Source organism: Halomonas sp. SpR8 (assembly GCF_031010195.1).
Classification (GTDB): Bacteria; Pseudomonadota; Gammaproteobacteria; order Pseudomonadales; family Halomonadaceae; genus Vreelandella.
Map to the genome: position 1 here is coordinate 184,540 of NZ_JAUAMC010000007.1, position 21,219 is coordinate 205,758.

The window sequence follows — 21,219 nt, forward strand, 5'->3', positions numbered from 1 at the left end:
TCCTAACAGTCACCGACACGGCGACGTCTACGCCATTGCGGCTTCGCCTCTATTCCGTAGCCGCGCAAGCTGGCTGGCGTTAGAGCTAGACGATCCGCAACCTGCGGGAGGATAAAATGAAGGTCAAGCGCATAGTCTCAAATATTGCGGCAGCCAATCCGTCAGATGCAGAGCAGTTTTATTCAGCTATTTTTGGTTTAAAGGTCGTGATGGATCATGGGTGGATAAGGACCTATAGCTCAGGTGAGGAAATGACTACGCAGATAAGTGTGGCCTCGGAAGGCGGGTCTGGTACGCCTGTTCCTGATCTGTCTATAGAAGTTGACAGTTTGGAGACCGCCTTGGAGCGTGTGAAGAACGAAAGCATAAAGATTGAGTACGGGCCAGTAACTGAGCCTTGGGGTGTCCGTCGGTTCTACATCCGTGACCCTTTCGGCAAATTTATCAATGTCTTACAGCATGAGTAGTCATCGAGCATGCTCTAACAATCCGCGCCACTCGGATACCCATGTCGCCGCTTCGCTTCGTCAAGGCCGCCGGTGCGCTTTGTGGTATCTTCACTTGTGAAGGAAGTCATCTGTGTTTGAAATCAAAGCCACTCAGCATGTTTTGGCGGTCAAGGATCTTGAGGAGACCGAAGGCTACTTTATCAACAAGCTAGGGTTTTCCGTCCGGTTCCGTGTGGACGGCTGGTCGTTCTTGAATCTCGGCAGTTTTCATATCATGTTGGGGCATTGTCCGGATGAACTTTCGGCCCGTGATACACATGACCATTCGTACTTCGCGTATGTGAACTGCGTGGGCATTGACGACCTTTACCGTGACTATCAGCAACGCGGTACCGAGATTTTCCAGGCAATATCGGATAAACCTTGGGGCTTACGTGAGTTTGGTGTAGCAACACCAGAGGGGCATCGAATCATGTTCGGTGAAGACATTGAGCCATCAGGGAACTTATAACCAAGCCATGCCCCCCCGGATGAAAACCCTGCATGAGCATAATGTTTCCCGCCCGAAAGAGATTACTAGCAGTTACGGCTGGCCTGGCTTTAATGCACATCAATCAGTTTCAGCGGATGTTGCGCTTGCAGCGTCGGCTTAACTGAGTTGTTATGCATGTCAAATGGAGGAATGAATGTCACAAGCGTTATTTTCCCCGGTTATTGAAACCGAGCGATTATCACTGAGGCCTTTAGTGATTAGTGATTCGGAGAGCCTGCTGAAAATATTCTCTGATCCAGAAGTCATGCGATACTGGAATACTGCACCTTGGGTCACCATTCAGGACTCTCTTGATTTCATCAATGAGAGTAACGAATCGATGGGGCTTCAAGAATCACTTGTACTCGGTGTGTATATAAAATCGACAGGCGAGATGGCTGGTAAATGTATGCTGTTTAGTTTCGTCAAGGAGTCCAAACGTGCGGAGATCGGTTTTGGGCTGGGCCGTGCTTGTTGGGGAAAAGGTTTTATCGCCGAGGCAGGGGAGGCATTGATTCAGTATGGGTTCAATTCGTTGGGGCTTCGTCGTATTGAAGCTGAAATCGATCCAGACAATCAGTCCTCGGCAAAAGCATTAGTGAAACTCGGCTTTACTCAAGAGGGATTGTTGAGACAGCGATGGGAAATTAATGGAATTGTCTCCGATTCCGCGTTATTTGGCAGGCTGGTAAGTGACTGTTCACCCAAACAGCATAACCAGGAAATGCATGCGACAAGCGTGTAATTTCGATGTTATGTATTAATTGTGCTGAGGATTAATCTCATGAAAAAAGTCTTTTGTTTAGTTTGCTTCCTCATCTTTTCACAGCCACTTTTAGCGGCTAGTGATGCTGAAATAGAGTCTGCTGTTCAATGGCTGGAAGTGATTGATTCTGGCGAATATGAAGAAAGTTGGAATTTGACGGGCTCACTGTTTCAGGATCAGTTGTCAGCTTCTCAGTGGGTGCAAGCTTTAGTGCAGGTGCGCCAACCTTTAGGTGACATAAAATCTAGAGAAGTGAGCAGCTCAAGCTCCGCTAGTTCCTTACCTGGTGCTCCTGATGGGGAGTATATTGTCATTACTTATGCTTCAAATTTTGAAAATGAGAGCAATGCGACAGAGACTGTTACCTTGAGACAGGAAGATGAAGAATGGCGTCCTGTTGGGTATTTTGTTCAGTAAGAAAGCTTCACGCACCAGCTTATCAAACCGGCAGTGGAAGTTTTCTGGGGCGGCTATTCTGGTTATTTTCAGGATCCGAAGGGGTATTACAGGGAAGTAGCCTATAACCCTTATCAGGACCTGACGTAATGGGCTATCGGCGATGTCTAATAATCACAGGCAAGCCAGTGTTTTACGTTAGGCGTTCGAGAGACGGTAATCTCCCCGTTACAAAAGTATCGGTTTATAGTGAGGTTTTGCGCTTTATTGCGACCGCAGCCGCGAGAGGAAGTAGATAGGTCAACAAGAAAATCGGTAACTCCGCCATAAACGTATAGCCAGCTTGTGTCACCCCTACCCAAACGTTCCAGCCTGGATGTTGCTGTGCGAATCGGTGAATTGCCTGATGCCGACCTGATCGCAAAAAGACTTGGATACAACGACAGAGTGCTGGCGGCTAGCCCTGAGTATTTGGCTGAGCATGGTACACCAGCATCCCCGGAGCATCTGGAAGCGTATAACTTTATTCTTTACTCCCCCCCCTCTTCAGACGGGGTGGTAATTTCGCCGAAAACCGCTGATTTGGGATGGGTGTTTATCGATGGAGGAACTAATGAGCGACAACAACAGCATCAGCGTACAGTGTGTGGTGGGCGATATTGCCCAACAGCCTGATGTAGACGCCGTGGTCAATGCTGCCAATGCGCAATTGAGGATCGGCGGCGGCGTTGCTGGAGCACTTCATCGCGCTGCGGGGCCTGGGCTAGCGAATGAGGGGCGGCCAATGGCGCCGATCAAGCCGGGTCAAGCGGTACTTACCGGTGGTCATAACTTGCCTAACCGTTGGGTAATCCACTGCCTAGGCCCAGTATATGGCATCGACGAGCCATCGGATCAACTGCTGGCGGACTGCTATCACAATGCTCTAAAACTGGCCGATGAGCATGGCATCGAGCGGCTGGCTTTTCCGGCGCTCTCCACCGGTGCTTTCGGCTACCCAGCGGAAGAGGCCGCTCAAGTGTGTGCGGCTACTCTCGAAACCGTGCTACCTACCTTGAAGAAAGTGCGCTTGATCCGCTTTGTACTATTCAACGAAGCGGCGCTGCATACTCTCCAGCAGGCCTTCACCCGCTTCAATCGTTAATCAAATAGGAGTCAATATGACCGACGCTGAACAGCTCCAGCCTAATACTTTATTTATCGAAGTTTCTGGCTCAGGCCTACCTGAAGTAGATGGACTTTATGTACCGTCAGAAGCGCCGCCGACCCAATCTGATGCAGGCGTTATGTCTCAACGCGGTTATTGGAATGGTCGAATGGCCTGGGATCGGGCTGACGGTAAGGCGGCAAGAAGTCCCGCCATTTCCTATTCAATTGGCTTTAAATCTTGGCGTATCTGCCGCTTGGACGGGCATCTAGCTTACGAAATTACCTGCGAAGATGAGTTGCCGCCCACGGATCGCCAGTGGAACGTTTACAAAATGGGTGTCGCCCCAGCTCCCAAAGTGGTGATTCATGATACTGATCCAAGATAGATCTAGCTCAAATTTAATGCCGTTAAAGCGAAGAATTCAGGCCTCTTATCGGCCTGAATGGAGGTCTTGAGCAGGTTGTTAATTGGCGGCTTGGCTGGGCTTTCCGGCTCTTTGGTGCTCGTGCATTTGTGCTCTTTCTATTTGGCTTTCCATCGTGCTCTCTATTTCATTATTGACTTTATAATCTACTGAATGCGTTGGCTGCTGGTCGTGGAGCATCTGGCGTTTGAGGTGGCTGGTGTATAGGAATCGGTTGTAGACCGCCCAAAAGTGGAACATCAGGAAGGTGACGACAAAGCCGACCAGCACCACTTTAATCATCACGGACGAATAGAGCTTCTCGAGGACGGCCTCCTCCGCAATAAAAAACATATATAGCCTCGACATGACCAGTAGCCACAGTACCAGTGTGGCAAGAGTGATGAGGATATCGCGGGTTCGGTAACCCCAGCTTTTATGGCTTGGGTTGTCGATGATGACGGGCACCAGTTTATTGCTCATTGAATTGTTCCCCTCGATCAGGACTGGACCAGGTGGCGGGTCTTCCTTTTTGCCGCAGTATGGCTTTGGGGAAGGCGATGACGACAGTGGCCATATTGAGAAACCAATAGGCGAATGGGTACCAAATACTCCAATACACACAGCGGAATATCTCTTTGTCGTAGCGGCTGTCGATATAGAAACTGACGGTAAATTGAATAAAGCTGATGGCGATCAACAGGCTGCCAAAGTAGGAGAACAGCCTGCCCGTTATGCCCCACTCCATGGGTGTAAGGAACTGAGAAACCAGCCAAGCGAGTAGTAGGGCGATGACCGAGTAGCACCAAAGCACACTGAAAATGTACTCCAGCATTAAGAGCCAGAAGCGGCGGTTTTTCCAACGAATCGTTTGCGAGAAGTAGCGTAAAAACACCTCACCGCCGCCTTGTGCCCAGCGCAGCCGCTGCTTGAAAAGGCCGCGCAGGGTCTCCGGCATTAATACCCAGCACATCGCTCTGGGCTCATAGCGTACATGTCCGCCTGCCAGCTGTAGCCGCCAACTGACATCGATATCCTCGGTAATCATGTCGGTGTTCCAGCCACCGATCTCTTCCAGTGCTTTGCGCTGAAACGCGCAGATCACTCCGGAAATGGTGAATACCATGCCGTAGATGCGCTGGGCGCGCTTGATTAGCCCGATGATGGCCGAGAACTCGCCAGTCTGAATCTTACCAATGGCGGTCGAGCGCGTTCTTACCCGCGGGTTGCCGGTCACGCCACTAACCTTTGGGCTACTGATGAAGTGGCTAACCATATAACCGATAGCGTCATAGTCGAGTATTGCATCGCCATCAATGCCTACAATGATGTCGCCCGTGGCTTTGCTTAGGCCACTGTTCATGGCGCTGGCTTTGCCCTGGTTGGGCTGGTTCAGCACGGTCAGCGCAGGGTAAATAAGCGCCAGCGCTGCAAGTCGGCTGGCGGTATCGTCTTTGCTGCCATCGTTAATGGCGATAACGTTCATGAATGGGTAGTTCTGTTTAAACAGATGATGGATCGTCTCATCGACATTTAAGCCTTCGTTATAGCAGGGCAGCAGCACCGTTACTTTGGGAGCGCTTTCGTCCCACACGAATGTCTCGGGCCAGAGCTGCTTGCGCTCCCAGTGAACGTAAAAGTAGATACCACCACAGATCCATATCGTCGCCATTAGGCTGGGGTAGCCCAGAGTAAAGATAGCTAGGGTGTCGAGTATGTTCATTGGATGGCCCTAAACCGACGTCCGATAGAGAAAACCGGCCTCATCACATTGATATCAGGATGATTTTGATGAAAATCGTCAGGGTAGTAGCCTATGTGTTTAATGCCCTCTTCGCGCAGTATGCGTACCCACTGGGCCATCTCTTCGCTGGGAATGGAGGTCTGGGTGCGCCAGTCTTGGGCCTGCAGCTCAAACACCAATTGATCTGCACTTACCTGGGCTAGTGAGCGTTGGGCGAGTGATCGTAGCCACTCATCGGGGTTCTCGGCTTCTTCCATATAGGGCATGGCCATAACCGCAACGAAGTCGTAGCCCGAGGCGAAGTTTTGCATGTCTTGAGCAAACCAGCGCTGGCTGCGTGGCTCCATTACTGTGACGGCATAAAGGTTGCGAGACGTGGTAAATACTTTGTTGTCTGCCTGACGGTAGTAGTTAGCGGCCTCCTCAAGCTCTAGGGTGAAGTCGGTCAGGTACTCCGTCCTGAAACGAGTCCACGTGTTCATTAAGCTATCGTTGTTGCGTATCGCGTTGATATCGCTGGGTAATGAAACCTCCTGATAGGCGGCCAGCGCTTCTGGATTGGCATCTTCGAAATCAGTAAAGAAAGCGTCATCATGAAACAGTAGGCCGTCGTACTTCGTCATCCGGCCGAGATCTAGGTAAATTTCGCGAATCGTATCGCGGTTCTCCTGCACAAAAGGGGAGAGTCGACGGTATTGATCGGGCGACTCACTGCCTGTTCGTGCATCAGTGACGTATTGATAGCCCGACCCCAGGTCAAACGATAGCACCGGCATCCACGCGTAGACCTTCACATTGGCGCGCTTCTTTAACTGCCAGGCAACGCGGTTGAAAAGGTCGGCTCTTACCGGCAGGTGGCGGTTGGGGAAGTAGAGCTCGTCGGCAACGCCGTCACCATCAGGGTCGGCGTAGGCTTGGAGATAAACGGTGCTAACGCCGTAGCGGTAGATGCGATCTATCAGCTTGTCGAGATTGTGTTCTTGCTGAATAGGGTCCGGGTCATACACGTAATCGAGATCAACATGCACAATACGCAGCGACTCATTTTCCCACAGCCGATTGGAGAGTATTTCTTCGATGGTTTGTAGGCTGGTTTCCTGGTCAATCAGGTAGCGGTTCATGGTGTTCATTGAATCGCTCAACTGATTGGGTGCGCCCAACAGGCTGAAGGTGTACTCCATGCCGTATTCCGCGGCCATATTAAGCGTTGCCTGGCTATAGGCACCGTAAGGCCACACCATGATGCGGGGGCTGCGGCCGACCTGCTCTTGAAAACGCTGCTGGGTGCGCGCCATGTCGCCGCGAATGCGCTCAATGTAAGCCGCTTCGCTTTCATAGCCGCTGCGCGCGTTCCAAATGCTGGTCACCGCCGCCGCCTGCTCATTGCCCATTGGATTACCGACCACACCTTTATGCAGGTCGTAGGAGTGGGAGGCGATTTCCACCAGCGGTGATTCATCAAGCGCCCTGACTTGCTCCCATGAGAGAAAACGTTCGCGGGGCAGGGTGATGCTACCATAGGGCACCTGGCCGCCAGCGGGCACGTCCAGCCAACTGCCGACCACCGCTTGAACGGCGGGGAAGTTGTAAAGTTTGAGGAGCGGAAAGACGATATCGTAAAAGCTGCGGTAGCCGTCATCGAACGTTAGCAACACGGCTTTTTCGGGCAGTGGTGTGCCGCCCGCTTTGGCATCGATGATCTGCTGTAAACTCACCGGCTGGTAACCGCCTACTTCTAGCATATTGAAGTGTTCAACTAATCGGCCGCGTGTGATGGTCTGCGAGTAGATATCCAGATCAGGGGTGACGCTGGAGTCCACGATATCGTGGTAGCTGATAACCACGTAATCACCCGGTGAGCGTGCGGCTTGGGCCTGCTGAATATTGACCACCACCAGCAAGGCCGCGCTCATTACAATGACGCGCCAGAGTGTCATAGGAATCTCCATACAAAGCCGGCTGAAATAACGTTGTCGTATTCAGGAACACCGTCGTAGACGGCCCTTTCGCGGCTAATGCCGTATTCAAAGTTGACCGTGGGGGCTAGCTCCCAACTATGTTGATAGCCAATCGACCAAGTGTTCTCGCTATCGAAATCCTCTTGCCAGTAGCGGCCTGAGCCGATTGAAAACGACTGAATAAAGGATTGGCGATAATCGATGGGGGTTTCGTAGTTAATTGTGAGCACACCGGCCAGACTGGCATCGCGGCGCGGGTTGAAATACCTGGCTTCTACCTCGTCGTTGCGAGACGCGGAGGCCTGTATCTCACCATTAACTTGCCAGCGATCCAGGTGATAGAGCGTTTGATCCCAGTAGCCGTACACGGATTGGCGCAGGTTGCTATCTTCAAAATCGGTGGCCATTACACCGATAGCTCCGGCGCCTCGCTCATCGTGACGATAGGCGAGTTCTCCTCGGTAGCGGTCGGCATGAATGCCATCGCGCAGCGCCCGTAGCGGGGTGTCAGTGGTGTTTAGCTCTACGCCCAGCGTGGTGGTGATGTGATCGGTAGGGGCGTACTGCAGTTCGGCCAACGCGAGAAAGTCTTCGTTAAGCTGTGACCCATGGCCCGCCGCCAGGGTGACCGTGGCCGGGTGCAGATTCCACTCGTAGCCCGCAATGTTGTAAGAGGCGTAAAGGTTTTCATCTTCAAACTCGCCGAACTGGCCAATGCGCTGAGCAAAGGGGCGGGAGCCGCTGTCGTTGCGTGGCCCTTCGAATAGCACTTCGTAGGTCCACTCGCGTGAGGCCTGGGTGCCACTGCCTTGACCTCTGCTACGCTCAAACGAGCTGCTCAGTTGAGGGGCGCGCAGTTCGCGCCATTCGCGAGCCATATCGTCCCGCGATGCGCTTGGCCGGGCTTCGGCTATTTCTCTGGCGATTTCGGTTGTGGTGCCTCTCCATTGGCCGCGCTGTAACCGCGAAAGCAACACGCCGTGATGGGAGGCTTCCTGACGATCTGGGGGTAGCAGTGGAGCGGCTTGCTGAAAAGATGCTTCGGCTTTTCGCGGCCAGCCCCTGTCGCGTTCAATATCGCCCTTTAACAGCCACAGGTAAGGATCACCCGGAGCTTGGTTTTGATACATTTCCAGGCGTTCGCTGGCGTCGTCAGTGCGCCCACGCCATGCATCCAATAGCACGTTGAGCATCAATGCTTTCTGATAATTGGGGTTCTCGATGCGTACGGTTTGGGTGAAGTCCAGGCGCTGCTCAGGCTCACTCGCTATCCACTCTTTCAGTAGCTTGTCCGCATCGCGAAAGCGCTGGGCGTCGGCATAGCTGTAAAACAGTCCTTCGTTAAGAGGGTCGTCAGGATTTGTTGCCTGGGCAGGGGATTGCCGGATCAAGTTTTCGTAGAGCGTGATGGCTTCTTTTGGGCGGCCCATGCCGTTGAGCGCATGCGCTCTGGCGCGCTCTACATAGCTTGGCAACTGGCCATGCTGGTTTTCAAGCCTTACGGCAAGCGCTTCTGCTTCTGAGAATCGCCGTAATTCAGCGAGCGCGACTACTTTGTCGTACTCAGCAATGGTAATGAGGTCCTGAGGTGCACCGCCGTTGCGCAGTACGCTATTTAGCTGCTCTAAGCCACTGCGCACTCGGCTGGGCTGGTCAGTATGAACACCCAGACGAATATCAGTTACCCCTTCGTAGTAGCTAAGCCACAAACGATCACTCGCCGAGAACACCTCGGGGTTAGCTTGCATAATGCGGCGTGCCGGAGGACTGGCACCTAATCCCACGGCTAACCGGTAGACCGCTTGCAATTCTCCTGTATTGCTGGGGTCTCGCCTTACAAGCGACTGCCGGGCATCCAACTCTTGAACGGCATTAGCGGTACGTGAAGCCAAGTAACCCCTTGCTTCAAGGCCTGCGGTGGTAGAGCCAGCTACTTGGTTATATTGCTGAAGAGAAATCTCCGCCAGGGTGTAGTTACCCATGTCAGTATGTACTAAGCTTTGGCCAAGCCACCCTTGAGCATTCGATGGGTTACGGTAGGTAAGCGTTCGGAACATCTCCAGCGCCTGGTCGTATTCACCCGCATTACGCGCCGCACCTGCCAAGTTGGCTAGCTCAGAGTCACTGTAATTTTCCGTTTGGCACCAGTCGCATACTGCCAGCGCTTCCTCATGGCGTGCTGCACGTACCAGCAGTGCCACCAGATCTGCGCGAACACGACCATCGCGCGTTTGATGATAGAGAGTCTTTAAGCCATCGATGGATGAGTCTAGTGCTCCCTGGCGTGCCTGTATGACCAGCGCTTCACGTTGTGCGTCTGTGGTTTGTCCATACGCAACGCCTGACGTCAGACAAGCGAGCAGGCATATCGGCAGTAGGGAGCAGTGACGGCTTTGCATGATGATATTCCTACCCTGGGAGAGCGTGATGACAGCTATGTAATAAAATGTATCTCGATAGTATATGGGAGTATCTTAAAGTAAAAGCTGCGCTAAAACATGAATCTGAAGATTATTATTATCATGATAACGAGTGATAAAATTAATATTGGCGTAATGAAATTATTACTCGTTAAGGCAGAGCTACCAATGATGAGCTCTCTAGCCATTTTGTAATGTCATGTTTTCCTGTTTGCCTCCAGTTCTTCAATCATTCGACGCGCCGCGTTAGAGAGTGTCCTATTGGTATGCACTAAATAGCCTAGCGGGCGGTAAATCGGTGCGGTATTCACGTTCAGCTCTATCAGTTCGCTGTCGATCATCTTCTCGGGCAGCAGGCTCCAACCTAGCCCTACGCTGCACATCATTTTTAGTGTTTCCAAATAGTTAGTCGCCATACTGACATGCAGTTGCAAGCCGGCTTGGCTAAAGCGCTGGGCAATTAGCGAGCCGGTAAAGGTTTTTGCCCCAGGCATGACGCAGTTATGTTCGCACAGACTTGTCAGCGATAACGCTTTGCGGTGTTCCTGTGAATGAGCCTGAGCTTGGACGGCGAGCGGATGGTCAATCGCGCAGGCAAAACAGAGCCGGTCACGCCACAGTTCCACAACGTGCAGTTGCTCATGTGGGTGGGGGGCTAGCGTTACCACGGCCATTTCCAGTGTGCCATCCAACACGCCTTGGTAAGCCTGCTCGGAATCCAAAAAGTGCAGGTCCAGCTCAACTTCCGGATGGCGCTGGGTGTACTGCTTTAACAGCGGTGGTAAACGGTGCAGGCCAATATGGTGGCTAGTGGCCAATGTGAGACGTCCGCCTACATGACCCGAGAGGTTAGCCAGGGCACGGCGGCTATCTTCAACGGTCATTAGAATTCGCCGTGCTTGGGGCAGCAGCACGCTTCCGGCCTCGGTTAGCGCAATACGCCGCCCTACGCGGTCAAACAGGCGTGTACCCACCTGGGATTCCAGCGTGGCAATGCGTTTGCTGACCGCCGGTTGGGTAAGGTGAAGCTGCTCGGCGGCGCGGGAGAAGCTTTGCGTATCGGCCACGGCCATGAAAGCTTGAAGGCTTTGCGTATCCATTAAAGAGATCCTATACATGTATTCCAGTTTGGAATCTAAACTATGAATAACATGAATTGCTTTTATGTTCGAGTCGCGTGACACTTGCTCAACAAACAATTCAAGCCGCCCATAGAGGCGGCCATACCGAACTAGCAGGGCACTGCCCAGGAGAGTCACATGTCAGGTCAAACCCTTTACGACAAGCTTTGGAATCAGCACCTGGTGAAGCAGCGCGATGATGGCACCGCGTTGATCTACATTGATCGCCAATTGCTTCACGAAGTGACATCGCCACAGGCATTCGAAGGGCTGCGTTTAGCCAACCGCAAGCCGTGGCGTTTGGATGCCAACCTGGCTACGCCCGACCATAACGTGCCGACAACTACTAAAGAGCGCGCCGAGGGCAACACCGGGATTAAGGACCCGGTGTCACTGATTCAGGTGCAGACTCTGGACGATAACTGCCTTGAGTACGGCATCGAAGAGTTCAAGATCAATGACCCGCGCCAGGGGATCGTTCACGTGGTTGGCCCGGAGCAGGGCGCAACGCTGCCGGGTATGACTGTGGTGTGTGGCGACTCCCACACCGCGACCCACGGTGCCTTTGGTGCCTTGGCCCACGGTATCGGCACCTCTGAAGTCGAGCATGTGATGGCGACCCAGTGCTTGCTGGCGCAAAAAATGAAAAATATGCAGGTGCGCGTAGAAGGCGAATTAGGCCTTGGCGTCACCGCTAAAGACGTGGTGCTGGCGATTATCGGCAAGATTGGCACCGCAGGCGGCACTGGTTACGCCATTGAGTTTGCCGGTAGCGCCATTGCCTCGCTCTCTATGGAGGGCCGCATGACCGTGTGTAACATGGCCATTGAAGCCGGTGCGCGAGTGGGCTTGATCGCCGTGGACGACACCACCATCGATTACCTTGCCAAGCGGCCCTTTGCGCCGACCGCCGAGCAGTGGGAAGCCGCCGTAACGGATTGGCGCAATCTGGTTTCTGATGACGATGCGCAGTTCGATAAAGTGGTTACTTTGCAGGCTGAAGAGATCGAGCCACAGGTGAGCTGGGGTACCAGCCCGGAAATGGTCACTGGTATTTCTGGCCAAGTGCCTGACCCGTTGGCTGCACTGGATGAAACCGTGCAGCGCAGCCATACCCGAGCACTGGAGTACATGGGGCTGCATGCCAACCAGAAAATCACCGATATCAAGCTGGATAAAATCTTTATCGGCTCTTGTACCAATTCGCGTATTGAAGACCTGCGTGAGGCCGCTAAAGTCGCCAAGGGCAAAAAAGTCGCTGACTCCATCAAGCTGGCCATGGTGGTGCCGGGGTCAGGGTTAGTGAAGCGTCAGGCGGAAGCCGAAGGTTTGGATAAGATCTTTATTGAAGCGGGCTTTGAGTGGCGCGAGCCGGGCTGCTCCATGTGTTTGGCCATGAACGCGGATAAACTGGGTGCCGGTGAACACTGCGCTTCGACCTCTAACCGCAATTTTGAAGGTCGCCAGGGCTACGGTGGCCGTACGCACTTAGTCAGCCCTGCCATGGCAGCGGCAGCGGCCATAGCCGGTCATTTTGTTGATGTCCGCAGCTTGCCCGCCAACGACGCCACTCATGCTCAGGAGGCCTAAACCATGAAAAAATTTGAACGCTTTGAAGGCGTAGTAGCGCCCCTTGACCGCGCCAACGTCGATACCGATTTGATTATCCCGAAGCAGTTTTTAAAGTCGATCAAGCGCACTGGCTTCGGCGTTAACCTTTTTGACGAGCTGCGCTATTTAGATGAAGGCCAGCCGGGTCAGGATTGCTCGCAGCGGCCGTTGAATCCAGATTTCGTCTTGAACCAGTCGCGTTATCAAAACGCCGAAGTGCTGCTGGCGCGGCGCAATTTTGGCTGCGGTAGCTCCCGCGAGCACGCCCCTTGGGCGCTGGAAGATTTCGGTTTTAAGGTGGTGATTGCGCCCAGCTTTGCCGATATTTTCTACAACAATTCGTTCAAGAATGGCATTTTGCTAATCACCTTCCCAGAAGACGTGGTGGATCGCATATTTGCTGAAGTTGCAGCAAATGAAGGCTATCAGTTGGAGGTGGATTTAGAGCATCAGCGGGTCATTACCCCCAGCGGCGAGATTCTAGAATTTGAAGTGGATGAGTTTCGCAAGCATTGCCTGTTGGAAGGGCTGGACGATATTGGTCTGACGCTGAAAGACGAAGACGCCATTCGCGCCTTCGAGCAAAAGCATAAAGCCGCGCGCCCCTGGCTGTTCCGTCAGTCTGCGTAAGCCAGTCTCCAATAATTAAGTGCTAAGGAATTTGCATGACACATAAGGTCTTGTTACTGCCCGGTGATGGTATTGGTCCCGAGATTGCTGCTCAGGCAGCGCGCTTACTGAAAGCGTGCCAGGAAGCGGGGTTGGATATTGAGGTCGAAGAGGGTTTGGTGGGCGGTTCTGCTTACGATGTTTATGGCGAGCCACTGCCTGCGGAAACGCTGGAAAAAGCCAAAGCGGCCAGCGCAATTTTGCTGGGGGCGGTAGGTGGCCCCAAGTGGGATAAAATCGAAAATCTCGCCAAGCGCCCTGAAAAAGGCCTATTGGGCCTGCGTAAAAACCTAGGCCTGTTCGGCAACCTGCGCCCGGCGATGCTTTACCCACAGCTGGCTAGCGCTTCTAGTCTGAAGCCTGAACTGGTGGCCGGGCTGGATATCATGATCGTCCGCGAGCTGACCGGCGGCATCTACTTTGGTCAGCCGCGCGGTATCGAAGAGCGCGATGGCGAGCGCGTGGGCTTTAACACCTACATCTACTCTGAAAGTGAAATTGAGCGTATTGGTCGTGTTGCGTTTGAAATGGCCCAAAAGCGTGGCAAAAAGCTCTGTTCGGTAGATAAAGCCAACGTATTAGAAGTAACCATTCTGTGGCGTGAAGTGATGGAGCGTTTGGCGCCGGAGTATCCGGATGTCGAGCTTTCCCACATGTACGTGGATAACGCCGCCATGCAGCTAGTGCGCGCGCCCAAGCAGTTTGATGTGGTGGTGACCGGCAATATGTTTGGCGACATTCTTTCCGATGCCGCTGCGATGCTGACCGGCTCTATCGGCATGCTGCCCTCTGCCTCGTTAAACGAGAGCGGGCAGGGCATGTACGAGCCATGCCACGGCAGCGCGCCGGATATCGCCGGTCAAAACGTGGCCAACCCGCTGGCAATGATGCTGTCGGTGGCGATGATGTTGCGCTACTCGCTGAACGAAAATGCCATGGCAGAGCGTATTGAAGCCGCTGTGGGCAGCGTATTGGATGACGGACTGCGTACCGCGGATATCGCCTCCGAAGGGATGCAAACCATCGGCACTGATGCGATGGGTGATGCGGTGTTGGCGGCGTTTGCCAAGCAGTAAGCCTAGGGTTGGGCCGCTTCAAAATCACCGTCAAGAATTGTGTATAATGTGCACATTCATTTTTTGCAGGAGGACTTTATATGTTGAAAGTCGGTTTCGTGGGATGGCGCGGCATGGTGGGCTCAGTGCTAATGCAGCGCATGCAGGAAGATGGTGATTTTGCCGGTATCGAGCCGGTTTTCTTCACCACCTCCCAGGTTGGCCAGCCCGGCCCCGACATTGGTGTAGACGTGCCTCCGCTGAAAGACGCCTTCGATATTGAAGCGCTTAAAGCGTTGGATGTCGTCGTGACCTGCCAAGGTGGTGATTACACCAAGCCGGTCTACAAAGATTTGCGTAGCGCAGGCTGGAAGGGCTACTGGATCGACGCCGCCAGCACGCTGCGCATGGAAGATGAAGCGACTATCGTACTGGATCCGGTCAACCGTAAGGTGATCGATGACCAGCTAGCCAAAGGCGCCAAAACGTTCGTGGGTGGCAACTGCACCGTGAGCCTTATGCTGATGGGCTTGGGCGGTCTGTTCGAAGCCGATATGGTTGAGTGGATGACCTCCATGACCTATCAGGCGGCTTCGGGCTCTGGTGCCAAGCACATGCGAGAGCTGCTTAATCAAATGGGCCAACTGCGCGATAGTGTTGGCGCAGAGCTAAAAGATCCGTCTAGCGCGATTCTGGATATCGATCGTAAAGTAACGGCTGCTATGCGCAGCGGTGACTTCCCGACCGATAACTTTGCCGCACCACTGGCGGGTAGCCTGCTGCCGTGGATCGATACCAAGCTGGATAACGGTCAGAGCCGCGAAGAGTGGAAGGGCAGCGTCGAGACCAACAAAATTCTTGGCCTCGACAACAATCCCATCCCCATCGATGGCCTCTGTGTTCGTATCGGTGCCATGCGCTCGCATAGTCAGGCGTTCACTATCAAGCTCAAGCACGATGTGCCGCTGGATGAGATCGAAGATCGCATCGCCAAGCACAACGAGTGGGTCAAGCTGATTCCGAACGATAAAGACGCCACCATTGCTGGCCTAACGCCTGCCGCTGCGACTGGTACGCTACAAGTGCCGGTGGGACGCTTGCGTAAGCTGCAAATGGGCGGTGAATACCTCTCGGCATTCAGTGTTGGTGACCAGTTGCTGTGGGGCGCTGCTGAACCGCTCAAGCGGATGCTGAAGATCCTGCGCGAACAGTAATAGTTTGTTTTAGCACGTTATCTCGTGCTTTATGCAGCACTTTACTGGGTACGTAGTGCCGTACGTCAGTCGAAAACGGGAAGCTGGTCACAGCTTCCCGTTTTTTTACGCGCTCCTCTACCTCGGTAGTGGGAAAAGTAGCGCCATTTCGTTAAGTTATAATAAAACCGACGTAATATTATAAGCTTAGCTAGATACTTAAAAATCGAAGTAGGCGATCAGGGAACATTCATGAAAAAAACACTGACATGGATTACATGGCTCTCACTGAGCGTAGTAAGCCCGGTCGCGCTGGCCATTGGATTGGGGCAAGCGAGTGTTAGCTCGTATTTGAATGCACCGTTAAACGTCAATATCCCGCTGCTGGAAAGCGGCGAATACGCAATTGAAGATATTCGTATCAGTATCGCCGACTCGTCTGATTTTGCCGCCGCCGGGCTAGAGTGGTCGCCAGTCGCCGCCAGCGTGGGCGCCCAGATTGTCGAGCACCAAGGTCGTCGGCAGGTGCACTTGAGTTCTGGTCAGGCCATACAGGATCCGTGGCTTGACCTGCTCTTATCGGTGGAATTCCCTGGCGGCCAGCAATTTCGTGACGTCACCCTACTTTTTGATCCCCAGGGCTATTCCCAGAGTCAAGTGAGGGCGCAAAATACCGCCCCTAGCGCGCTATCCATACCAAGCAATGCGGCCGCACCTCCGATTACTCAGCCCCGATCAACGGCGCCGTCGAGTGTCTATGTGGGCAGTGGCGATACGCTTTGGGGCGTTGCCGAGCGCGTTAAGTCCGCAGGGGTTAGCGTCCAGCAGATGATGGTGGCATTGCTGGAGGCTAATCCCAGCGCCTTCCCATCGGGCAATATTCACGCCATGCGCTCAGGCCAAACGCTAAACGTGCCTGACACTGAACGCGTAATGGCGCGCTCCAATGCTGAAGTTGGCGCGACTATCCAAACAATGAATGAAATGTGGCGCGCGCGCCGCAATAGCGAGCTGCTGCCAGTGCCGCTGCCAGACGCTGAAATCACACCTGTTACTGACGTTGCTATTGCCGCAGGTAGCGCAGAAGCTAATGCGCCTGCGGCGATTGAGGCGGAGAGTGCGGGGAAGAGCAACGAAAACGGCCAAGAAGATCAACAAGAGCCACAACCTGAAGCGTTAACTCGCACAGAGTTGACGGAACAGCTGCGTCTTAGCCAAGCGACCCTTCAGCAGGTGCTCGAAGAGCGTGAACTGATGCGCGCCGAGCTTGATCAGCTACGTGGCGAAGTGGCCTCTTTAATTACGTCGCAGCGTGATGCGCTGGCTTCCCAAGAACGCTCGTTAATGCCCCAAGCCGCCAGCATGAGTGAAACAGATAGCCAGGGCATAAGTGGCCTAATTGCTCGCTATCAGTGGCCGCTTACGTTATCGGCTATCGTGCTGTTGGTGGCACTGCTTGTGTGGCTGCGTAAGCGCCGTGAGGAAACTTGGGAAACGGCGTCATTTACTGATCCCATTGTCAGGCCTACGGCCTCTCCTTACATAACATCCGGGCCTGCGGTAAACAGAGGCCAGGTGCAAGCCGCAGAAGTTGAAGTTAAAAAAGCTGAAGCTAAACAAGTTGAAGCCACAGAAGTCGAAGAAGAGAAGACTGACGCGGTAAAAGTGCCCATACCCAGGGCGCAGGCTGATGAGAGAGAAGGGCAGAAAACGCCCGCAGCCGATGAAAATTCTGGTCATCGCTTTGTCGATTACCACCCGCCGAGTTTAAATAGTGCTTCAAACAATCACGCTGAGCTGCGCACCGAAACCCCAATGCAGCCCACAGTAGAGTTCGCCAGTGAGCCGCTGTCACTAGCGAAACAGTCGCGTCGTCCAATCGAAGAAGAGTGGGAGATTGAAGAGGTAGCATTCAAGCCGCGAGGGCTGGATAATAGCGATCCTTCAAAATCTTCAAAATGATGTGGCTTGATGACGCTGTTCTATCACTTCGATGAGAAAATTCCGCTTACCGGCCGCTTGGCAATGGGTATCGAGTACGATGGTACCCGCTACTGCGGTTTTCAGCGCTTAAACCACGCCGCGTCAGTTCAGGCCTCGCTGGAAGAGGCGCTAAGCAAAGTGGCCAATGAGCCAATCCAAGTGCACGCTAGTGGGCGCACCGATTCGGGTGTGCACGCAACGCGCCAGATTGTGCATTTTGACCCGCCGGTAGGGCGTTCAGAAAAAGCCTGGATATTTGGTGCTAACACTCATTTACCCCGCGATATTGCCGTACGTTGGGTAAAACCGGTGGGCGATGACTTTCACTCGCGCCTATGCGCCCTTGGTAGGCGTTACCGTTACGTGCTGCTCAATCAAATCAGCCGTCCGGTATTAGAGCGGGCCAATGTGACTTGGTGCCGTGACCCGTTAGACGCCGATGCCATGCATCGTGCCGCCCAGGCGTTAGTCGGCGAACATGATTTTTCCAGCTTTCGCGCTGCAGGCTGCCAATCGAAAACGCCTTGGCGTCATATGCACTTTATTGATGTCAAACGCTACGGCCAACTGGTGATGATCGATATTCAAGGCAATGCGTTCTTACACCATATGATTCGTAACATTGCCGGTGCCTTGGTTAGCGTTGGTCGTGGCGCCCAGGACGAAGCGTATATCGGCGAACTGCTGGCGCTCAAAAATCGCCGCAAAGGTGACGTGACGGCGCCAGCCTGCGGGCTGCATTTTGTCGATTCGGTCTACGATGAGCGCTTTGATCTGCCCAAAGAGCCGCTGGGGCCGCAGCTGCTCTCGTTTACCGGTGAATGGACGGGTGAGCGCGAGTTGCCTGATACGCCACGGGTTGCTTATCGGCGCAATCGTTCACTGCGTAATCCGGCCGCTAACCCTGAACAGGAGGCGTCGTCATGAGTGCTGCTGCGCTAACCCGTACCCGCATCAAGTTCTGTGGTTTTACGCGTGGGGAAGATGTTGATCATGCCGTGGCGCTGGGCGTGGACGCCTTGGGTTTCGTTATGTGGCCCAAAAGCGCTCGCAGCGTGAATGTCGAGCAACTGGCGGCGCTGTCAGCCCGCGTGCCCGCGTTTGTGACCCGGGTGGGGCTATTTGTAGATCAACCTGCAGAGCTTATTGAGCAGTGTTTGCCCTATCTCGATATGCTCCAGTTTCACGGCAATGAAACGCCAGAGGCTTGTCAGCAATATCAACTCCCGTGGATGAAAGCGCTGCGTATGCGTGATGAGGTCGAGCTAAGTCATGAAGCACAGCGCTACCATCAGGCCCAGGCGTTATTGTTAGATGCCTATCGGCCGGGAACACCGGGAGGCACGGGGGAGACCTTTGATTGGTCGAGAATCCCCGCAAATCTTGCAAAACCTGTTATCCTCGCCGGTGGGTTGAGTGCTGATAACATTGCTGACGCTGTGCGTCAGGTAGCGCCTTATGCAGTGGATGTTTCGGGCGGTATTGAAGCCTCCCATGGCTGTAAAGATGCCGACAAGATGGCGTCTTTCGTTCGTTATGTAGCGTTAGCCGACGCTCGTTAGAGTACGCTGCGCAGTGACCTGTACTGAATCTGCTGCGTTATTAGTGAGTTCATTTATTGTTTGCCTGTTCTGGCGATCTTGTGAGGTATCTCTGTGACAGTTTCTGCGACGCCTGCTCCGAAAACTAAATTCAGCGATCTGACCCGAATGCCGGATGCCCGTGGTCATTTTGGCCCCTACGGCGGTCGGTTCGTGTCAGAAACTCTCAGCTTTGCGTTGGAAGAGTTGGAGAAAACCTACTTAAGTCTGCGTGATGACCCCGACTTCCAAGCCGAGTTTGACTACGACCTTGCCCACTACGTGGGGCGTCCGTCACCGCTTTACCACGCCAAGCGCTGGTCGGCGAGTCTTGGCGGTGCGCAGATTTGGTTGAAGCGCGAAGACCTGAATCATACTGGCGCTCACAAGGTCAACAACACCATTGGCCAGGCACTGTTGGCCAAAAAAACCGGCAAACCGCGCATTATTGCTGAAACTGGGGCGGGCCAGCATGGCGTTGCTTCGGCGACCGTGGCTGCTCGTTTAGGGCTTGAGTGCGACGTTTATATGGGCGCTGAAGACGTCCAGCGGCAAAAACTCAATGTCTATCGTATGCGGCTGCTGGGCGCGCGGGTGATTCCGGTGGAGTCCGGTACACGCACGCTTAAAGACGCCATGAACGAGGCGCTGCGTGACTGGGTCACCAACGTTGATAACACCTTCTATATCATCGGCACCGTGGCAGGCCCGCATCCATATCCGCTGCTGGTGCGCGATTTCAATGCGGTGGTGGGGCGTGAAGCGCGCCGCCAGTCCCTAGAGCAGATCGGTCGCTTACCCGATGCACTGATTGCCTGCGTAGGCGGCGGCTCTAACGCTCTGGGGCTGTTCTATCCGTTTGTAGAAGATGACGACGTGGCCATGTACGGCGTCGAAGCCGGCGGTGATGGCGTTGAAACCGGCCGCCACGCCGCACCTTTGGCATCCAATGCCCCCCGCGGCGTGCTGCACGGTAACCGCACTTACTTAATGTCAGATGAAGCCGGGCAGGTGTCTGATACCCACTCCATTTCAGCCGGGCTGGATTATCCGGGCGTGGGCCCCGAGCATGCGCTGTGGAAGGACGTAGGGCGGGTGTCCTATGTGGCGGCAAACGATAAAGAAGTGCTCGGAGCGTTTCGCGAGCTGACCCATATGGAGGGCATTATGCCTGCCCTTGAGTCAGCTCACGCGCTGGCCCATGCCAAGGTATTGGCGCCTACCATGCGTCCTGACCAGCATATCGTGGTCAATCTCTCCGGGCGTGGCGACAAAGACATCATGACCGTTGCTAAGATTGACGGTATTGAATTTTAAGGGCAGCTTTTTTAAGGGCGAGCATGAACCGTATTGATCAGCGTTTCAGTGAACTTAAGCAGCAGGGTCGCAAGGCCTTGATTCCTTACATCACCGCCGGGGATCCAGCGCCGCAGCACACCGTAGGCTTTATGCATGCCCTGGTGGAAGCAGGTGCCGATGTCATTGAACTAGGCGTGCCGTTTTCCGATCCAATGGCAGATGGCCCGGTGATTCAAAAAGCTTGTGAGCGTGCCTTAAAGCAGGGTACCCGGCTGATTGACCTTATGCAGATGGTTAAAGAGTTTCGCCAAACCGATACCACCACGCCGGTAGTGTTGATGGGGTATTTAAATCCTATTGAGCGGATTGGCTATGAGAACTTTGCTGATCAGGCAGCCAGTGTGGGCGTCGATGGGGTATTGATTGTTGATATGCCGCCAGAAGAGGCTGACGAGATTGGGCCGCTGCTGAAATCACGTGATTTAGCCGCGATTTTTCTCGTTGCGCCTACCACTTCGCACCAGCGTGCCGCTACAATATGCGCCCACGGCGAAGGTTACTTGTACTATGTTTCGCTGAAAGGCGTTACTGGGGCCGCTACCCTAAACGCAGACGATGTGGCCGAGCACTTGGCGCCGTTGCGCGAAATGACCGATTTACCGCTCTGCGTTGGCTTTGGCATTCGTGATGGCGCAACCGCTGCAGAAGTCGCTAAAGTTGCCGATGGCGTTATTGTAGGCAGCGCGTTGGTTAACCGCATTGCGGAAAGCGTCGATGTGCCGGAAACCATCCCGGGCCAGTTGAAAAGCGTATTAGCAGAAATGCGAACGGCGATGGATGCCTAAAGCGGAATGCTTTATCGCCTAAACTGAATAGATTGACGACACTCA

Annotated in this window: 21 protein-coding genes; 16 read left to right on the top strand and 5 right to left on the bottom strand. The window is 53.8% G+C overall.

Annotated elements, in window-relative coordinates:
• Positions 1–116: 116 nt before the first annotated feature.
• From QT230_RS15025 to QT230_RS15055, 7 genes are all read left to right on the top strand, one after another.
• Positions 117–467, top strand: coding sequence for a VOC family protein (locus QT230_RS15025; RefSeq protein WP_308322790.1), 351 nt, complete (start codon positions 117–119; stop codon positions 465–467).
• A gap of 112 nt (positions 468–579) precedes the next feature.
• Positions 580–960: a VOC family protein gene (locus QT230_RS15030; protein WP_308322791.1), complete on the top strand. Its 381-nt coding sequence runs from the start codon at positions 580–582 to the stop codon at positions 958–960.
• A 175-nt stretch (positions 961–1,135) separates the two neighbouring features.
• Entirely contained in the window at positions 1,136–1,726 is a 591-nt protein-coding gene (locus QT230_RS15035) for a GNAT family N-acetyltransferase (RefSeq protein WP_308322792.1), read from the top strand.
• A gap of 39 nt (positions 1,727–1,765) precedes the next feature.
• Positions 1,766–2,164 (top strand): DUF4019 domain-containing protein, encoded by a 399-nt coding sequence (locus tag QT230_RS15040; RefSeq protein WP_308322793.1) that lies wholly within the window; start codon positions 1,766–1,768, stop codon positions 2,162–2,164.
• Between the two features lie 324 nt (positions 2,165–2,488).
• Positions 2,489–2,818 carry a LysR substrate-binding domain-containing protein gene (locus tag QT230_RS15045; protein ID WP_308322794.1) on the top strand — a complete coding sequence of 110 codons (330 nt, stop codon included), beginning with the start codon at positions 2,489–2,491 and terminating at the stop codon, positions 2,816–2,818.
• Positions 2,757–3,287, top strand: a complete 531-nt coding sequence (locus QT230_RS15050; protein ID WP_308322795.1) for a macro domain-containing protein — start codon at positions 2,757–2,759, stop codon at positions 3,285–3,287. Before QT230_RS15045 ends, QT230_RS15050 begins: the two co-directional genes overlap by 62 nt.
• Positions 3,288–3,303: 16 nt before the next feature.
• The gene (locus tag QT230_RS15055; RefSeq protein WP_308322796.1) at positions 3,304–3,678 is read left to right on the top strand and encodes a hypothetical protein; all 375 of its coding nucleotides are present in this window, start codon (positions 3,304–3,306) and stop codon (positions 3,676–3,678) included.
• A gap of 78 nt (positions 3,679–3,756) precedes the next feature.
• Here QT230_RS15055 and QT230_RS15060 read toward each other — a convergent pair whose 3' ends face one another.
• The 5 genes from QT230_RS15060 to QT230_RS15080 all read right to left on the bottom strand — a co-directional run bounded on the left by QT230_RS15060 (position 3,757) and on the right by QT230_RS15080 (position 10,918).
• Entirely contained in the window at positions 3,757–4,179 is a 423-nt protein-coding gene (locus QT230_RS15060) for a hypothetical protein (protein ID WP_308322797.1), read from the bottom strand.
• Entirely contained in the window at positions 4,169–5,419 is a 1,251-nt protein-coding gene (gene pgaC, locus QT230_RS15065; protein ID WP_308322799.1) for a poly-beta-1,6-N-acetyl-D-glucosamine synthase, read from the bottom strand. Before pgaC ends, QT230_RS15060 begins: the two co-directional genes overlap by 11 nt.
• On the bottom strand, positions 5,416–7,377 hold the full coding sequence (gene pgaB, locus QT230_RS15070) for a poly-beta-1,6-N-acetyl-D-glucosamine N-deacetylase PgaB (RefSeq protein ID WP_308322800.1): 1,962 nt from the start codon (positions 7,375–7,377) through the stop codon (positions 5,416–5,418). The genes pgaC and pgaB overlap by 4 nt, the downstream gene beginning before the upstream one ends.
• Positions 7,374–9,797, bottom strand: coding sequence for a poly-beta-1,6 N-acetyl-D-glucosamine export porin PgaA (pgaA, locus tag QT230_RS15075; protein ID WP_308322801.1), 2,424 nt, complete (start codon positions 9,795–9,797; stop codon positions 7,374–7,376). The genes pgaB and pgaA overlap by 4 nt, the downstream gene beginning before the upstream one ends.
• 218 nt (positions 9,798–10,015) lie before the next feature.
• Entirely contained in the window at positions 10,016–10,918 is a 903-nt protein-coding gene (locus QT230_RS15080; protein WP_308322802.1) for a LysR family transcriptional regulator, read from the bottom strand.
• A gap of 159 nt (positions 10,919–11,077) precedes the next feature.
• On the opposite strand from QT230_RS15080, the gene leuC reads away from it, so the two are divergent.
• From leuC to trpA, 9 genes are all read left to right on the top strand, one after another.
• Positions 11,078–12,529: a 3-isopropylmalate dehydratase large subunit gene (gene leuC / locus QT230_RS15085; RefSeq protein WP_308322803.1), complete on the top strand. Its 1,452-nt coding sequence runs from the start codon at positions 11,078–11,080 to the stop codon at positions 12,527–12,529.
• Positions 12,530–12,532: 3 nt separating this feature from the next.
• Positions 12,533–13,180 (top strand): 3-isopropylmalate dehydratase small subunit, encoded by a 648-nt coding sequence (gene leuD / locus QT230_RS15090; protein ID WP_308322804.1) that lies wholly within the window; start codon positions 12,533–12,535, stop codon positions 13,178–13,180.
• A 35-nt stretch (positions 13,181–13,215) separates the two neighbouring features.
• A complete protein-coding gene (gene leuB / locus QT230_RS15095) occupies positions 13,216–14,295 on the top strand; it encodes a 3-isopropylmalate dehydrogenase (protein WP_308322805.1) in 1,080 nt (359 codons plus the stop codon).
• An 80-nt stretch (positions 14,296–14,375) separates the two neighbouring features.
• Positions 14,376–15,488 (top strand): aspartate-semialdehyde dehydrogenase, encoded by a 1,113-nt coding sequence (gene asd / locus QT230_RS15100; protein ID WP_308322806.1) that lies wholly within the window; start codon positions 14,376–14,378, stop codon positions 15,486–15,488.
• A gap of 231 nt (positions 15,489–15,719) precedes the next feature.
• Positions 15,720–17,429, top strand: coding sequence for a FimV/HubP family polar landmark protein (locus tag QT230_RS15105; RefSeq protein ID WP_308322807.1), 1,710 nt, complete (start codon positions 15,720–15,722; stop codon positions 17,427–17,429).
• Positions 17,430–17,438: 9 nt separating this feature from the next.
• The gene (truA, locus tag QT230_RS15110; RefSeq protein WP_308322808.1) at positions 17,439–18,377 is read left to right on the top strand and encodes a tRNA pseudouridine(38-40) synthase TruA; all 939 of its coding nucleotides are present in this window, start codon (positions 17,439–17,441) and stop codon (positions 18,375–18,377) included.
• The gene (locus tag QT230_RS15115; protein WP_308322809.1) at positions 18,374–19,012 is read left to right on the top strand and encodes a phosphoribosylanthranilate isomerase; all 639 of its coding nucleotides are present in this window, start codon (positions 18,374–18,376) and stop codon (positions 19,010–19,012) included. Before truA ends, QT230_RS15115 begins: the two co-directional genes overlap by 4 nt.
• A 147-nt stretch (positions 19,013–19,159) precedes the next feature.
• A complete protein-coding gene (gene trpB, locus QT230_RS15120) occupies positions 19,160–20,347 on the top strand; it encodes a tryptophan synthase subunit beta (RefSeq protein WP_308322892.1) in 1,188 nt (395 codons plus the stop codon).
• Between the two features lie 23 nt (positions 20,348–20,370).
• Positions 20,371–21,174 carry a tryptophan synthase subunit alpha gene (gene trpA, locus QT230_RS15125; RefSeq protein ID WP_308322810.1) on the top strand — a complete coding sequence of 268 codons (804 nt, stop codon included), beginning with the start codon at positions 20,371–20,373 and terminating at the stop codon, positions 21,172–21,174.
• Positions 21,175–21,219 lie beyond the last annotated feature (45 nt).

Bases quoted from the DNA above. Each gene is read 5' to 3' on its own strand.
- QT230_RS15025 (WP_308322790.1), top strand. From the start codon at position 117: ATGAAGGTCAAGCGCATAGTCTCAAATATTGCGGCAGCCAATCCGTCA.
- QT230_RS15035 (WP_308322792.1), top strand. From the start codon at position 1,136: ATGTCACAAGCGTTATTTTCCCCGGTTATTGAAACCGAGCGATTATCA.
- QT230_RS15040 (WP_308322793.1), top strand. From the start codon at position 1,766: ATGAAAAAAGTCTTTTGTTTAGTTTGCTTCCTCATCTTTTCACAGCCA.
- QT230_RS15050 (WP_308322795.1), top strand. From the start codon at position 2,757: ATGAGCGACAACAACAGCATCAGCGTACAGTGTGTGGTGGGCGATATT.
- QT230_RS15055 (WP_308322796.1), top strand. From the start codon at position 3,304: ATGACCGACGCTGAACAGCTCCAGCCTAATACTTTATTTATCGAAGTT.
- QT230_RS15060 (WP_308322797.1), bottom strand. From the start codon at position 4,179: ATGAGCAATAAACTGGTGCCCGTCATCATCGACAACCCAAGCCATAAA.
- pgaC (WP_308322799.1), bottom strand. From the start codon at position 5,419: ATGAACATACTCGACACCCTAGCTATCTTTACTCTGGGCTACCCCAGC.
- pgaB (WP_308322800.1), bottom strand. From the start codon at position 7,377: ATGACACTCTGGCGCGTCATTGTAATGAGCGCGGCCTTGCTGGTGGTG.
- pgaA (WP_308322801.1), bottom strand. From the start codon at position 9,797: ATGCAAAGCCGTCACTGCTCCCTACTGCCGATATGCCTGCTCGCTTGT.
- QT230_RS15080 (WP_308322802.1), bottom strand. From the start codon at position 10,918: ATGGATACGCAAAGCCTTCAAGCTTTCATGGCCGTGGCCGATACGCAA.
- leuC (WP_308322803.1), top strand. From the start codon at position 11,078: ATGTCAGGTCAAACCCTTTACGACAAGCTTTGGAATCAGCACCTGGTG.
- leuD (WP_308322804.1), top strand. From the start codon at position 12,533: ATGAAAAAATTTGAACGCTTTGAAGGCGTAGTAGCGCCCCTTGACCGC.
- leuB (WP_308322805.1), top strand. From the start codon at position 13,216: ATGACACATAAGGTCTTGTTACTGCCCGGTGATGGTATTGGTCCCGAG.
- asd (WP_308322806.1), top strand. From the start codon at position 14,376: ATGTTGAAAGTCGGTTTCGTGGGATGGCGCGGCATGGTGGGCTCAGTG.
- QT230_RS15105 (WP_308322807.1), top strand. From the start codon at position 15,720: ATGAAAAAAACACTGACATGGATTACATGGCTCTCACTGAGCGTAGTA.
- truA (WP_308322808.1), top strand. From the start codon at position 17,439: ATGACGCTGTTCTATCACTTCGATGAGAAAATTCCGCTTACCGGCCGC.
- QT230_RS15115 (WP_308322809.1), top strand. From the start codon at position 18,374: ATGAGTGCTGCTGCGCTAACCCGTACCCGCATCAAGTTCTGTGGTTTT.
- trpB (WP_308322892.1), top strand. From the start codon at position 19,160: ATGCCGGATGCCCGTGGTCATTTTGGCCCCTACGGCGGTCGGTTCGTG.
- trpA (WP_308322810.1), top strand. From the start codon at position 20,371: ATGAACCGTATTGATCAGCGTTTCAGTGAACTTAAGCAGCAGGGTCGC.